The sequence below is a fragment of the Bordetella tumulicola genome, from assembly GCF_965138755.1.
GTDB lineage: Bacteria > Pseudomonadota > Gammaproteobacteria > Burkholderiales > Burkholderiaceae_B > Bordetella_A > Bordetella_A tumulicola.
The window spans coordinates 788,445-802,204 of the sequence record NZ_CBCSFP010000001.1; the positions used below are offsets into that span (position 1 = coordinate 788,445).

The 13,760-nt window shown below is 58.9% G+C and carries 13 protein-coding genes; 2 read left to right on the plus strand and 11 right to left on the minus strand.

Annotated elements, in window-relative coordinates:
* Nucleotides 1–53: 53 nt before the first annotated feature.
* From ACNAZS_RS03690 to ACNAZS_RS03700, 3 genes are read right to left on the minus strand one after another with little or no spacing between them, the layout of a single operon-like run.
* Nucleotides 54–1,223, minus strand: a complete 1,170-nt coding sequence (locus ACNAZS_RS03690) for a CaiB/BaiF CoA transferase family protein (protein ID WP_415786255.1) — start codon at nucleotides 1,221–1,223, stop codon at nucleotides 54–56.
* Nucleotides 1,224–1,237: 14 nt separating this feature from the next.
* Nucleotides 1,238–2,929: a thiamine pyrophosphate-binding protein gene (locus ACNAZS_RS03695; RefSeq protein ID WP_415786257.1), complete on the minus strand. Its 1,692-nt coding sequence runs from the start codon at nucleotides 2,927–2,929 to the stop codon at nucleotides 1,238–1,240.
* Nucleotides 2,930–2,941: 12 nt separating this feature from the next.
* The gene (locus ACNAZS_RS03700) at nucleotides 2,942–3,916 is read right to left on the minus strand and encodes a Bug family tripartite tricarboxylate transporter substrate binding protein (protein ID WP_415786259.1); all 975 of its coding nucleotides are present in this window, start codon (nucleotides 3,914–3,916) and stop codon (nucleotides 2,942–2,944) included.
* A 249-nt stretch (nucleotides 3,917–4,165) separates the two neighbouring features.
* Between ACNAZS_RS03700 and ACNAZS_RS03705 the strand changes: the two genes are divergently transcribed.
* On the plus strand, nucleotides 4,166–4,915 hold the full coding sequence (locus ACNAZS_RS03705) for an IclR family transcriptional regulator (RefSeq protein ID WP_415786261.1): 750 nt from the start codon (nucleotides 4,166–4,168) through the stop codon (nucleotides 4,913–4,915).
* On the opposite strand, the gene ACNAZS_RS03710 is transcribed toward ACNAZS_RS03705, so the two are convergent.
* Nucleotides 4,862–6,274, minus strand: coding sequence for an RNA-guided endonuclease TnpB family protein (locus ACNAZS_RS03710; RefSeq protein WP_415786263.1), 1,413 nt, complete (start codon nucleotides 6,272–6,274; stop codon nucleotides 4,862–4,864). The genes ACNAZS_RS03705 and ACNAZS_RS03710 overlap by 54 nt on opposite strands.
* A 149-nt stretch (nucleotides 6,275–6,423) precedes the next feature.
* Between ACNAZS_RS03710 and ACNAZS_RS03715 the strand changes: the two genes are divergently transcribed.
* Nucleotides 6,424–6,687 (plus strand): enolase C-terminal domain-like protein, encoded by a 264-nt coding sequence (locus ACNAZS_RS03715; RefSeq protein ID WP_415787057.1) that lies wholly within the window; start codon nucleotides 6,424–6,426, stop codon nucleotides 6,685–6,687.
* Between the two features lie 15 nt (nucleotides 6,688–6,702).
* Here the strand turns inward: ACNAZS_RS03715 and ACNAZS_RS03720 are convergent, their stop codons facing one another.
* The 7 genes from ACNAZS_RS03720 to ACNAZS_RS03750 form a co-directional block, all read right to left on the minus strand.
* The gene (locus ACNAZS_RS03720; RefSeq protein ID WP_415786265.1) at nucleotides 6,703–8,121 is read right to left on the minus strand and encodes an MmgE/PrpD family protein; all 1,419 of its coding nucleotides are present in this window, start codon (nucleotides 8,119–8,121) and stop codon (nucleotides 6,703–6,705) included.
* A complete protein-coding gene (locus tag ACNAZS_RS03725; protein ID WP_415786267.1) occupies nucleotides 8,118–9,014 on the minus strand; it encodes a polysaccharide deacetylase family protein in 897 nt (298 codons plus the stop codon). Before ACNAZS_RS03725 ends, ACNAZS_RS03720 begins: the two co-directional genes overlap by 4 nt.
* A 1-nt stretch (nucleotide 9,015) precedes the next feature.
* Complete coding sequence (locus ACNAZS_RS03730) at nucleotides 9,016–9,765, minus strand: ABC transporter ATP-binding protein (RefSeq protein ID WP_415786269.1); 750 nt, start codon at nucleotides 9,763–9,765, stop codon at nucleotides 9,016–9,018.
* 7 nt (nucleotides 9,766–9,772) lie between these two features.
* Complete coding sequence (locus tag ACNAZS_RS03735) at nucleotides 9,773–10,558, minus strand: ABC transporter permease (RefSeq protein WP_415787059.1); 786 nt, start codon at nucleotides 10,556–10,558, stop codon at nucleotides 9,773–9,775.
* 110 nt (nucleotides 10,559–10,668) lie between these two features.
* Nucleotides 10,669–11,655 carry an ABC transporter substrate-binding protein gene (locus ACNAZS_RS03740; protein ID WP_415786271.1) on the minus strand — a complete coding sequence of 329 codons (987 nt, stop codon included), beginning with the start codon at nucleotides 11,653–11,655 and terminating at the stop codon, nucleotides 10,669–10,671.
* A gap of 25 nt (nucleotides 11,656–11,680) precedes the next feature.
* On the minus strand, nucleotides 11,681–12,484 hold the full coding sequence (locus tag ACNAZS_RS03745) for an enoyl-CoA hydratase (RefSeq protein ID WP_415786273.1): 804 nt from the start codon (nucleotides 12,482–12,484) through the stop codon (nucleotides 11,681–11,683).
* A gap of 38 nt (nucleotides 12,485–12,522) precedes the next feature.
* Nucleotides 12,523–13,719, minus strand: coding sequence for a CaiB/BaiF CoA transferase family protein (locus ACNAZS_RS03750; protein ID WP_415786275.1), 1,197 nt, complete (start codon nucleotides 13,717–13,719; stop codon nucleotides 12,523–12,525).
* Nucleotides 13,720–13,760: the final 41 nt, after the last annotated feature.

Genomic DNA, 13,760 nt, shown 5'->3' on the forward strand with positions numbered 1-13,760 from the left:
GTATCCTGCTGGGGTGGATGGTTGAAAAATATTGATGCGACGCTGCCCTAGCCTCACACAACCACGGGAGCCGGAAAATCAAACTCGAGCTGGTGTTGACCAAAACACGGCGGCGGCATGCGATAACGCGCGGGGGTTCGGCTGAGTTTTACCGGCGAGGCGATACCCATGTAGCCATCGTGCTCCAGGACCATTTGACGATGCGCGGTATGAGGATGCTGCAAGGCTTGAGGGATGCTCAACACGCTCGAGCACGGCACCCCCGCCTGAAGCAACTGTTCAGAAAGCGCCTGGGCGTCGTGCTCACGCAGCAGCGCGATCAATGCCTGGCTAAGCGCCTGCCTGTTGGCGCACCGATCACGATTCGATGCATATCGCGGGTCCTTTGCGATCTCTGGAACGCCAAGCGCCTCGCACAGAATCCCGAACTGACGGTCATTGCCAACAGCGAGAAAAATCGGGTCGGTCGCGGTTGGAAAGGTATCGTACGGGGCAATGTTGGGATGGGCATTGCCCGTTCGTTCAGGCTTGGCGCCAGAGGCAAAGTAGCTCGCCGTATGCGGATGCAAGATTGACAGAGCGCAATCGAACAGCGCGATGTCCACGAACTGCCCGCGGCCGCTGCGACGTCGCTCTTGCAGGGCCAACAACACACCGATCGCGGCATTCATACCCGTCACCATATCCACGATCGGCACGCCCACGCGCGTGGGTTCGCCAGCGGCATCGCCATTGACGCTCATGATGCCGGACATGGCCTGGATTGCGGCGTCGTAACCGGGCATGCCACCCAGCGGACCATCGGCGCCAAAGCCGGATACGCGGCAATGAATCAATTGCGGAAACCGTTCGCTCAGCACGTCGAAACCCAGCCCCCAACGCTCCATCGTGCCACTCTTGAAGTTCTCGACAAGGACGTCGGCATTCTCCAGTTGAGCCAGCAAATGATCGCGCCCGGTTTCGGACGATAAATCAAGCCAGGCGCCGCGCTTGTTGCGATTGATCCCCTGGTAATACGCCGCGACGTCGCCCATGAAAGGGGGACCCCAGGTGCGAGTTTCATCGCCGGCGGGCGGCTCGATCTTGATCACATCTGCACCGTGGTCGGCCAATATCTGAGTGCAATAGGGGCCGCTTAGCACCCTGGAAAGATCGATGACACGGATGCCGTCCAATGCCCCGCCGACCGAGTCGCGGTCAGTCAAACTAGAAGCTTTCTGCATGATCGCCTGCCACGTTATGGTTTCGCCTCATCACCCGCCCGTGCTTTGGCGGCATTGATCATCGCGGAATAGGGGTAGTACGGCGGGAACGGTCCGATGGCGTGCATGTCGACCTCTACGAGAGAGGGGCCGCGCGTCGCGAGCGCCTGCTGTACGGTGGCGCCAAAGTCCTCTACCCTGCTCACGCGCCAAGCCGGCATATTGGCGAGTTCGGCCAGCTTTAACAGATCGGGCGCCAACAGATTGCTATGCGCATAGCGTCCTTCGCACATCGCATCCTGCATGTGCTTGATGACGCCATAGCCACCGTCATTCATGACGATCATCACGATGTTGGCAGCTTCCTGCACAGCCGTCCATATCTCCGTCATATTGAAGAAGAAACCCCCGTCACCACTAAGCAGCACCACTTTTTGATTCTTGCTGCCGATCGCTGCCCCGATACCGAGCTGAAGCCCCTGGCCGATGCCCGCCCCTACGGGATAGATGTTGTGATGCTGGTCATGCAGCGGGAAAAGGCGATGGCCCCACGTGCTATTGCTGAGCGTAACGTCGCGCGCGAAGATGGTATCGGCGGGCATCACGGCACGCAGTTCAGACGCAAAGTCTTGATAAGGGCCCAGCGTCTGTCGAAAATCAGCGATCGCTTGTTGCTTCGCATCGCGCACGGCCTGCGTAAATGCCGGATCAATCGACAATGTCTCGTCGCGCAAGCGGGTCAGCAGCTGCCGCAGCGCGACGGCGGCATCGGCACATACGAGAAGCTTGCCGGGATAACCGCGATCCTGGGCAGCCGGATCCACATCGATTCTCACCAGGTTGTCTGGCAGCTTCAGTTTGTGATCAAGGGTCTCGTGCCCACGCAACCGGGAACCCACGACGAGCAGGAGATCGGCCTGCTCATAAAGCGCTTGAACCGCCGGGCTGCCCGGGCCGTTGAGCCCGCCGAGATTCGAGGGATGGTCGTCGGTGACGACACCGTGCCCATTCCAGCTCGTGACCATGCCAAAGCCCAACTCCAGCAATGCAGCTAGCTCCCGACTCGCATCCCGGGCGCCGCCACCTGCCCAGATCATGGGACGCTTGGCGGCTTTCAGGAGTTGCGTCAGCTGCTGGATCTCTTGCGCTGACGGCTCTCGCGATGCTGGCGCGGGAACGACATAGGCCTGTGCATCGGCGGGCCGGCCGATCTCGGCACGCTGAATATCGATGGGAATCTCGACACTGACGGGGCCTCTCGGTGCCGTCACCGCCTCGGTCCAGGCCTGCTTCAAGACATCGAGCGCCTCGTTTGCTGCGCGCACGCGAAAGGCTTTCTTGCTGACGCTGCTCAGCATGCCTAGCTGGTCTGGCACGTCATGCACGGCGCCCGTATCGGCACCGATATGAGCCATGGCGCTCTGGCCGGTGAGGTGTAGCAGCGGCGTACCCGCAAACCTGGCCTCTACCAAGCCAGGCACCGCATTGGATGCGCCCGGCCCGGTACTACTGATCACGACGCCGACCTTGCCGCTCGCACGCGCCAGGCCGTCAGCCATGTGCGCGGCGCCCGTCTCTCCGCGCGTCATCACCATACGGATGGTGTTGTTCAGCGTGATACCGTCCATCATCGGGATGTTATGGACGGAGATAATGCCGAAGACGGTGTCTACACCGTTATGGGCGAGAAAGTCTGCCACCAAGTGGCCAACAAGGTATTTCGACATCAAATTGCTCCCTTAATCCTGGCGAAGATTGGCACGCTCGGCGAGGTCGCGAAACTGCTCTCCCTCGCTTGCAATACGTTCCCCCACTTGCTTGGGAGAACTGTCGACGATGGTGTAGCCCGAGGCTTGCATCCGCTCGCGAAAAGCGTTGTTGGCAAGTATTTTTGCGTTCGCGTCCGACAGGGCCTTAACCACTTCTGCCGATGTGCCGGCAGGTGCCAGGATGCCCAGCCATCCGTCAAAAATGAACTTGGGATAACCGGCTTGAACCATGGTCGGGACGTCTTTGAACATGGCATTGCGTTCACCCGAGGTAACGGCCAATGCCCGAACACGACCGCTTTCCACCAGGTTTTTCGCCGTGGTATTCAGGTCAAACAACATGGTGATCCGGTCCGCGATCAGGTCACTTTGCGCGGGTGCGTTGCCCTTGTACGGAACGTGCGTCAGCTCAATGCCCGCGTTTTGCTCGAAGAGTTCGCCGGACAGATGGTTCGACGCGCCCACGCCGGCAGACCCGTAAGTCAACTTGCCGGGATTCGCCTTGGCCGCCGTCACCAGGGATTGAATGTCCTTATAAGGGGATGCGGCGTTCACCAGCAATACGTTGGTGTAGCTCACCACCGTCGCCACGGGCTGAAAATCCTTGATCGGATCAAAGTTTGTCTTTTGCAGCGCGGGGGTAATCGTGACGGTCGGGCTGGCGGTGAAAAACAGGGTATAGCCATCGGCGGGCGCGCTCGCGACGGCCTGCGCCGCAATCGTTCCGCTGGCGCCACCGCGGTTTTCAACCACCACGGACTGCTTGAGTAGCTGGCCCAGGTGTTGCGCATACTCACGCGCCACAATGTCCACCGACCCCCCGGGCGAATAACCCACCAGCAACCGTATCGCTTGATTGGGATAGCCCCCTTGCGCCATGACGGCTGAAAAAGGAACCGCGCTCAGGCAAACGGCCGCTGCCAGCTTTTTTGACCAGATGTTCATATCGTCTCCGTGTGTTCTGTATTGCCGCTCAAACCGCGCGGCTTTTTGGAATGCCGGTGGGCATGTCGAGAAAACTATATCACCTTAAATTCTTATGAAAGAATAATTATTCCTACACATGAATTTTTGTTAAGCTGGATAAAATTTTGATACCCAGGCAATGCAGTACCTCGCGTTGACCCTTCTTGGCCGCTGACCCAGACAGGCTCTTGCCCGACGGGCGCCTTGTCCTATCGATAGGATGGATTTATGTCGGAAGTAAAACTTGTCGCCCGTACACTTGATTTATTTGAATGCTATGCAGACAAGGGGGAACCGCTGTCTCTCACCGAGCTCTCGCAGGGATTACAGGCACCGATGTCCAGCACGCTGGCGCTGGTGCGCACGCTGGTAGGCCGCGGCTACCTCTACCAAACACGCAAACGCACCTATTACCCGACAAAGAAATTGATGGGCATCTGTACGTCCATTGACATGCAAGATCCCGTACTGGACATCTTGCGCCCTTACTTGGTGCGACTACGGGACAAAAGCCGTGAAACCGCGGTTCTGGGAACACGTGAAGATTTGCGGGTGCTTTATCTGGACGTCGAGCCCTCGTCCCACCCCATCCGCTATACCGCGCAAGCCGGCGAGACTCGAGGCTTGCACTCGAACTCCCTAGGCAAAGCCTTGTTGTCGGCCTTGGAAGAGAAGGAATTGCAGGATGTGCTGGGTCGTCTCAAACTGACAGCGCTGACCGATAAAACCCTGAGCAGCCCATCAGCGTTGCGGGCAGATTTAACGCTATCTCGTCAACGAGGCTGGTCAGCGAATATCTCGGAAAGTGTTCCGGATCTCGCCGCCGTGGCTGCGCCCTTTTGCCTGGCCGGAAAATGGTATGCCCTATCCATCGTCGGACCGATCGTCCGAATGCAGGACGCATGGGATCAGCATGTAAAGGTATTAACCGGCGTCATGAAGGATATCGCGCAAGATCAGGCTGTGGAGAATATGTGAGGGATAGCCGCAGGAGATATCGACACGAAGATCGACACGAAGATCGACAATATCAATATCACGATTTTCTCTTGGGACGACATCGCACCGACGAGTTACGCGGCGCATACCAGCAAATTTTCCGGTTCGAGCAAACTGGGTTTGTTGTCTATCCAAACCGTTGACTGCCCCTTCCCTAAAGGGAAGGGATTCCCACTTCACCGAACCGAGCCGTTGCGCATCAACACTCATGCACTCAGGTCTTACCGTTTCTCCATGGGCTAACACCGCCAGCCCGGCGGCTAATACGTTATTCGCTGCGTTGAGGTCACGGTCGTGGTCTGTTCCGCATCCCGGGCACGACCAACGCCGTACGTTCAACGACAACTTGGTCAAGACATGCCCGCAATGGCTGCAACGCTTGGTGGAGGGGTACCAGCGATCCACCCGCACGACGTCTCGTCCAACCCAACGCGCTTTGTATTCAAGCTGTCTCACGAACTCCGCCCATCCGGCATCACCGATGGATTTAGCAAGACAGCGGTTTTTCTGCATGGCTGATACAGACAAGCTTTCTACGGCGATCACTTGGTTCTCGTGGATCAACCGGGTGGAGAGCTGGTGCAGGAAATCCCTGCGGGTGTCTGCGATCTTGGCATGCAGTTTGGCGACTTTTAGTCTCGCCTTGGCACGGCGAGCCGAGCCGCGTTGTTTCCTGGCCAAACGGCGTTGTAGCTTGGCCAACTTGGCTTCATGTTGTCGAAAGACCTGCGGCGCATTGATTTTTTCTCCTGTTGAGAGGGTCGCAAAATGAGACAGCCCCAGGTCAATCCCGATACAGTTCGACGTCGGAGGTTTCTGTGCCACGACGTCATCGCACAGCAGACTGACAAAGTATCGTCCTGCGGGGTCTTTGCTGACGGTGACGGTGGTGACCTTAGCAACCTTGGGAATCTGACGGGACCAACGAATCGGGAGCGCCTCGCGCATCTTCGCCAATTTGAGCGACCGGCCATCCCAACGGAAAGCACTGGCCGTGTATTCGGCGGATTGCGAACCGTCTTTGCGTTTGAAGCGCGCGTATCCCGTGCGTTTCGCGAAGAAATTAACAAACGCCGTTTGCAGATGGCGCAGCGTTTGTTGCAGCGGAACACTGCTAACCTCGTTCAACCAAATGTGGTCCGGCGTCTTTTTCAGCGCCGTCAGCGCAGCCGAGGTCACGTGATACCCCAGACGCTCTTGTCGCTCGGCCCAAGCCGTCGAACGAAGATTAAGCATGTGGTTATAGACCACGCGCACACAACCAAACGTGCGAGCCAGAGTCATCGCTTGCTCGGGCGTGGGATAGAACCGGAATCGGTAGGCACGTTTGGTTTGCATGCCCAAGATACTATCCAAACCGAACCAGATGGCTGGATATTTATCCAGATATCAACTCATATCAGACCAATCCTGCAGCCCGACGGCTGCACTCCTTTCCTCCCCGGCATGGATGCCAAGGTTTCTGGAAGCAATGGATAAACTACGAAATCCACCGCGGTGGAAATTCGTTGAACAACGTCGCGCAATTGCATGTCGCCATGGCGTTAAAAAACACGGAATTCTTCGAAGTCTTGCTTCCGGGCGGTGCGCAGAAATATAGCCTGATTGACGACATTGAGCCCGACGCGGAAGGCTACGCTCATGCACCCACCGAACCGGGCCTGGGCGCCAAGATCGACTTTGACCTCATTGAGCGCAAGCGTATCGCGGTATTGTCGTGTTTGCGTAATCCTTCGAATCAAGGGAACTGATGTCTCTAGCGCCTTTCACTCTATGCGCCTCGGGCACATCGACGCGGGCTGCAATGGCGACAATGCATCCCAATCCGCGTGCACAGGCAACGCCAGGCAAGCTTGGATCTTTGCCTGGGTCTCACTCACCGTCCAACCCGCAGCCATCATCAATCGCTGCGTCAGATCCGTCAACGCCGCCAGTGTCAACGGATTTTCCGGATCACCGGGCGCGTCATCGGCTTGCGCCTGGAACGTACGACCATCTTTCAATGACATCGTGACTGCGGAGCCAAAATGCGCAGGATATCGAGCATTGCTGCGCGCATCGGTTAGCAGCCGTGTCAGCGACCGCAGTCGTGCGCAATCAGGATCCGTCAACGATGGGCCATCCAGCTGCGCCGGCTCCAGGCTACCTGACAGCAAGGCCTGCGCCACGACATGCTGCAAGCTAAATCGCGCTTGCGCGGCACTTACCGGCTCGGGCCTATCGCAAAATGCAATAGCGTCGTCATAGGTATGAATGTCGATGCTTCGTATCTCGTCCACCAATGCGGTACGTGGCGGAATGCTGGAGAGTGCGCTTAACCACATTTTTCGCACATCCAATGCGGCGGCGATCGCCGCATGAGCGTGACGACAGGCCGTCCAAGGTTTGAAGCTGACGCCATGGATATGAGGATCGCTGTCTGGCGCATTCAAAACAGCCGTCGCGTTGCCCTGCTCGGACAACGCTGCAAAGAAACCCTTATCACCCTCCAACGCATGTTCTGGGCCTGTCAATCCGGCGCGCGCCCACAAGGCAGCCTGTACGCCCACCTGTGCCGCGCGTTGCGTATGCCAAGGTTTCGCATCGCAATCGTCCAGTCGGATTTGCCATAAGCCAGCCGCCTGTGTTGCAGCCAGGCAAATGGCATGTGCGCATTGCTCCGCACTTAACTTTAGAAGCGCTGCCGCCGCAACGGCAGCGCCGATTGCACCGCAAGTCGCGGTGGGATGGAAAAACCGGTAATGCGCCGGGTTGGCCGCTAACCCCATGCGTATCGTGGCCTCGTACCCTCGCGCCAAGGCATCCAGCACGGTTGGCCCTGATGCGCGAAGTGCCCGCCCCATATGCAAGACCACGGGGACGATCACGGGTCCGGGATGAACGAGCGCGCCACGATGCGTATCGTCAATCTCCAGCAGGCTGCCCAGCGCCGACTCGAACCACAAATCAGCGGGTCCGGGCATTAGCGCTGCCACCGTGTCAGACGTCATCGCGCCAACGTCGCTTGCCGGCGCAATGCCACCGTGTGCATGCGCCACATGGGTGGCCAACTCGGTCACGGCAGCTAATGCCGCACCACCATGCCAGTGCATCACATGCAGAGCAGACCGGTCCCGCGTGCGCGCATCGACCGGTCGCAGGCACAGTTTCGCCAGCGTCAAGGCCAGCGGCATGCGCGTCGTCAATGCGCTTTCTCCGTTTGCGAACCGGGTGCTGGAAACTGCGCGGCGTACCAATCCGCGATCGCGCTTCCGTTGAGAAATACGACCCTCGGATGCGCGATCAGCAGGTCGAGCATTTCTTCGAAATAGCCGAACCTGTGCGGAACACCCATCAAATGGGGATGCAGGCCTAGCGCCAGCACGCGGGGTTGAATCTGGCTTTCCCGCTCGAACAGGCTTAGCGTGCGCTGAAGGCGCAGCAAAAACTCATTAGACGCGTGCTTTTCGATGGCGTAGATGATCGAGTCGTTCAACTCCAGGTTGTACGGCATTTGCATCAACGCGCCCGTTTTCACCTGCATCCAGTTGGGCAAATCATCCACGACCCAGTCACACACGTAATCGACGCCGGCCGCAGCCAGTATGTCTGGCGTGTCGAAGGTCTCGCGCAATCCCGGGCTTAACCAGCCGCGCGGACGCATCCCCGTGAACGCCGCAATCTTGTCCAGGGTTTGCTCAATAATATCGGCCTCGGCACCCGCATGATTAATGGACTTTTGGTGCATGCCGTGCCCGATGAATTCCCATCCGTGACGGAGCATGGCCTCGGCGGCGCGCGGGTAAGCATCGATCACGCTGGCATTGCAACTGGTTGACGCGGGCAACTCGCGTTGTGCGATCGCGTTGAGCATACGCGGCAAGCCCGCACGCATGCCGTAATCGGCCCAACTGAAATTGGGTACGTCGGGCACGGTTTCTTTACCATGCGGCGGCGTGATCAATGTTCTGGGCATGGGCTGATCCAGGCTCCAGTTCTCGACATTGATCACCAGGTGCACCATGATCGCGCCGTCTGGATGTGGCTGACACACCGAACGGTCTTCGGGGAAAGCATAAGCAATGCGCGGATTCGCCATGTCAGTGCCTTATCTGCTTCAGAATATCCAACTTGAGGCCATTGAAAACCTCGCCCGTGATCAGATCCAGAGACCGAGGACGTTCCAGCGGTACCGTCATGCGCGACGCGATGCGTCCCGGACGCGCGGACATGACATAAATCGTGTCGGCCAGCAGGATAGCCTCGTCAATATCATGCGTGACGAACACGACTGTCGTGCGCAGGTTTTGCCACACGGACAACAGCAACTCCTGCATCGTCAAACGAGTCTGTGCATCCAGCGCACCAAAAGGCTCGTCCATCAACAACACTTTGGACTGCATCGTCAATACACGAGCAATGCCTACGCGCTGCCGCATGCCACCGGATAACTGCACCGGCAAATGCTTGGCGAAGGCCGACAGCCCCATAATGTCGAGCATCTCGCGCGCACGCGCTTCGTAGGCGTTTTGAGGCATGCCCGCGACCTTGGGACCGAACACCACGTTTTCCCAGACGTTAAGCCAGGGGAACAAGGCCGCCTCCTGGAACACCACACCGCGCTCGGGGCCAGGGCGCGACACGGTGGCGCCATTGACCGTCAGGCGGCCTGAACTGGGCGCCTCGAAACCCGCGATGAGATTCAACAGCGTGGATTTTCCGCAACCCGACGGGCCAAGCAAGGCCACGAATTCGCCCGCGTGCACGTTCAGATCGATGCCCTCTAGCGCGTGCACGGGCGTCGCGCCCGGATAAGTCTTACTGACCTGTGATACCGCAATATTGGTCATGAGATCCTCAATGATTCTGCAACATGCGCCACAAGAGTACGCGGCGCTCGATCAGCACGATCAACCGGTCGCTGATATAGCCCATCAAGCCGATCGACACCATGTCGGCCAACACGATATCCATGCGACCGACGTAATAGGCATCCCACAGGACGTAACCCAGCCCCGATTTCACCGCGACCATTTCAGACACGATGACGGCCGTCCAGGCGATGCCCAGCCCTATGCGCAATCCGGTAAAGATCGATGGCATCGCCGCCGGTAGTACGACACGCCGCAATAGTTGGCTTGAGGTGGCCCCCATCATGCTCGCGGCGCGAATCAAGTTACGATCGACGTCGCGCGCACCCTGTGTCGTGTTGACCACGATCGCGTAGAACCCGCCCAGAAAAATCAGGAAGATGGAGCCCATATCGCGTATGCCAAAGACAGCGATGGAGAACGGCAGCCACGCCGTGATCGGGATCGGACGTAGCCCCTGCACCATCGGATCCAGCATGTCGGACACGAGTCGGCTCCAGCCGATGGCCAGTCCCGTCGGAATCCCGACCAACATGGCCAGGGCGAACCCCTGAAAGACGCGCATCGCGGAATACGAGACATTGCTGACCCATGTTCCCAAGTAGGGATTCAGGCCAAGCCCCGGACTACCGAAAATCCAGTCATACCAGGATAGGGCCACCTGCCACGGTGTAGGGACGATGCCCGCGAACCGCGCGGAACTGCCCGCCGCCTGCCAGATCAACAGGACCAGGATCGGCACGATGAACCCAAGCAGGGTCTGCTTGAGCATCTGTGAACGACGTGGAGGTTTTTTTTCCACTAGCGCCACCTGTTTTAACGTAGATGCGTTCAACAAACTCTCCTGGCGTGACGAACGAAAATCGCCACGCATCGTTTACGTTATTTAGACTGCATCACCTGTTCGATCAAGGACGGGTCCCAGGCTCGGGTCACGTCATCACTGACATCTTTCGGTATCACGCCCAAGTCATGGAAGGTCTTCGCCTGGCGCTGCAATTGATCCAGATCCAGCACGCCGCCCAGCTTGATGAGCTTTACCGATTCACGCGTAACGTCGATCGGCAGACCGGTGTATTTCGCATAGGCTTGCGCAAAGGCTTCGGGATCCTTGGCGAACCGCTCTTCCGCGGATTTGTAGGCCCACAAAAAGCAGGTCACGGCTTCGCGTTTGGTCTTGATGGCCTCTCGCGTGGCGGCCAGTAACCCCAACTCGGCGCCGACGGCTTTGGATTGGCTGTACTCCAGATTTTTAGAGAAATAGGCATCACCCGAGGCCACCAACTGCGATTCGAACGGTTCCCACAGAGCTACCGCGTCCACATCACCGCGCTGCAAAGCCTGCACGAATGCGGTACCACCCCCCTGGATATTCACGGCCGTAAAGCTGTTGTACGGCACGTCCTTCTCCGTCAACGTGGCGGCCCACTGGAACCAGACGGCTGACCCCGGCGCAATGCCAATGCGCTTGCCTTTGATGTCGTCCCAGTCTTTGATATCGACGCCTTTGCGGGTCACCAGGTATTTGGGAGATGAGGCCACGCCGGTCAGGCCGACCAGTTTGTCACTGCCCTGCGCCAGCGCAATCGCCAGATCCGCCGGGCCGACGCCCGAAATGTCGACCGACCCCGACAACAGCGCCGTGCGAGCGTCTGCATAGCGCACAAACTCGACGGGCTTGATCGTGACGTTGCAGGATTTGACCTCGTCGGCGACGAACAGCATGGGCGACAAGTGGCCGACCTTGACGTATCCGACGCTCAGTTCCTGTGGCGTCGCAGCAGCCTTGGGTTGCGGGCCGACGGCAACGCTCATCGCGGCATACCCCGCCAAGGCGAGGGTCAACGCAGTCTTGATGAATGTTTTCATGATTTCCCCTTGTTTGACATCAAAATCAGCGTCCTGCGAAGCGCGGCAATCGCTTTTCGCGGAACGCGGTTTGGCCTTCCTGGTAATCCTGACTGTCGAAGCAGGCCTGTACGGCCGCATTCACCTCGTCGGCCGATGGCGCCCCCGCAAGGCCTGGCAAGTGCCGTAATGCCAGCTTGGCTGCCCGCAGGCTGAGTGGAGCATTGCCGCTGACGGCATTGATGCGTTCGATGGCGCTCCGATCGAAATCCGTATCGTCGAAAACCTCGGTGGCCAACCCGATGCGCGCCGCTTCGAGCCCATCGAAAGTGCGGGCGGTCATAAACAGATCGGAACATCGCGCCGCACCCAGGACTTCGCGCATGCGCGCGACGCCCACCAGGGTGTAGCCCAGCCCCAGCCGTGCGGCCGGCATGCGAAATCGAGCGCTGGCGTTGCAATAGCGCAGATCGCAAGACACCGCGAGGCCCATACCCCCTCCCATGCAGACACCGCGAATCACGGCGATGGTGGGATGACGACAAGCGATCAACGCGTTCTGCGCGCTGGCGACTGCCCGCTCGTAACGAGCCACCTGCTCAGGATCGTTGCGCTGTTCGCCGAACTCCGAAATGTCGGCGCCCGACACAAATGCCCTGTCGCCTCGCCCTTGCAGGACCACCGCGCGCACGTCGGAGTCACTGTCGCCCGACTGCACTGCCTGACCCAGGCTTTCCCACATGCTCAAGGACATGGCGTTGTATCGACGCGTATTCACGACCTCAATAACAAGCAATCCGTCAACGCGCCGCACATCGATATGACCCGGTGCGTTTTTCGGTGTTGTCATCCATTCCGGAGATGTCGTTATCGATTGCGGCTGCGTCATCACACCACCCCTTCGGCATGCAAACGCGCGATGGCCGCGTCGTCATACCCTGCCTCGCGCAGAACCTCGTCGGTATGCTCGCCCCAGCCCGGTGCGGTGCGTGCGATCGCGGCGGGCGTCCGCGTCAATGTGACCGGTTGGCTGATCAGCGTGCGCTCGCCCCCCTGCCAGGCCTGCACCGTACGCGCGGCCTGCAGATGCTGTACCTGTGGATCCTCGAACATTTGTGGCACGCTGTACACGGGTCCAGCCGGCACGCCTGCCGCATTCAGCAGATCGACCCAATGCGCCACGGATTGCTCACGAAAGACTTCCTGTATGACTTCGTTTAATTTCCGTCGATGGCGAACCCGCAGCTTTTCCGTGGCGTAGTCCGCGTCATCCAGCCAGTCCTGCCGACCCAGTACCAAACAAAAACGTTTCCAGTTTCCCTCCCCCGCCGCGCCCAGATTGAACGTACCGTCGTTAGCCGCAAACAGTCCCATGGGACAACTGGTGGGATGATCGTTGCCCTCTTGCACCGGCACATCGCCATCGTTCAAGTAGCGTGCCGCCTGGAAGTCCATCATCGCGATCTGGGCATGTAGCAGCGAGGCATGGACCCACTGCCCTTCACCGGAGACTTCACGCTCCAACAAGGCCGTCAGTATGCCAAGCGCCGTGTATAGGCCGGTGCTGGAATCCGCCACTGCCAGCCCTGCGCGCACCGGCCCTTGTCCGGGCAGGCCGGTTACCGACATCAAGCCACCCATGCCCTGCACGATCTGGTCGAAGCCCGGGCGCCGCGCATATGGACCATCCTGACCAAAACCCGAGATACTGGCAAGAATGATGCGCGGGTTGATCGCGCGCAGCGATTCATAATCCACACCCAGGCGCGCCTTCACATCCGGTCGCCAATTCTCAACGACGACATCAGCCTGCTCCACCAGAGAGCGCAGCACCTCTCGGCCCTCCTCGCGTTTCAGATTCAGCGTCAATGAACGCTTGTTTCTGTTCAGGTTCTGGAAGTCGCCGTTCCAGCGATCCGCCGCAAACATGGCCTCGTTGGGATCAATGCCAGGGGGAGGTTCGATGCGGATCACGTCGGCGCCGAAGTCAGCCAGCATACGCACGCACGTCGGCCCGGCACGCACCCGTGACAGGTCCAGGACACGAAAGCGCTGCAGGGCTGGAGAAATCGGAATATGTGGCATGGTGGCAGGTGATTTAGACTTATAAAGAAACGGGCGACGTG

Coding starts and splice junctions, on each gene's coding strand:
- ACNAZS_RS03740 (WP_415786271.1), bottom strand. CDS start 11,655: ATGAAAACATTCATCAAGACTGCGTTGACCCTCGCCTTGGCGGGGTAT.
- ACNAZS_RS03745 (WP_415786273.1), bottom strand. CDS start 12,484: ATGACAACACCGAAAAACGCACCGGGTCATATCGATGTGCGGCGCGTT.
- ACNAZS_RS03690 (WP_415786255.1), bottom strand. CDS start 1,223: ATGCAGAAAGCTTCTAGTTTGACTGACCGCGACTCGGTCGGCGGGGCA.
- ACNAZS_RS03750 (WP_415786275.1), bottom strand. CDS start 13,719: ATGCCACATATTCCGATTTCTCCAGCCCTGCAGCGCTTTCGTGTCCTG.
- ACNAZS_RS03735 (WP_415787059.1), bottom strand. CDS start 10,558: ATGCTCAAGCAGACCCTGCTTGGGTTCATCGTGCCGATCCTGGTCCTG.
- ACNAZS_RS03725 (WP_415786267.1), bottom strand. CDS start 9,014: ATGGCGAATCCGCGCATTGCTTATGCTTTCCCCGAAGACCGTTCGGTG.
- ACNAZS_RS03700 (WP_415786259.1), bottom strand. CDS start 3,916: ATGAACATCTGGTCAAAAAAGCTGGCAGCGGCCGTTTGCCTGAGCGCG.
- ACNAZS_RS03705 (WP_415786261.1), top strand. CDS start 4,166: ATGTCGGAAGTAAAACTTGTCGCCCGTACACTTGATTTATTTGAATGC.
- ACNAZS_RS03710 (WP_415786263.1), bottom strand. CDS start 6,274: ATGCAAACCAAACGTGCCTACCGATTCCGGTTCTATCCCACGCCCGAG.
- ACNAZS_RS03695 (WP_415786257.1), bottom strand. CDS start 2,929: ATGTCGAAATACCTTGTTGGCCACTTGGTGGCAGACTTTCTCGCCCAT.
- ACNAZS_RS03730 (WP_415786269.1), bottom strand. CDS start 9,765: ATGACCAATATTGCGGTATCACAGGTCAGTAAGACTTATCCGGGCGCG.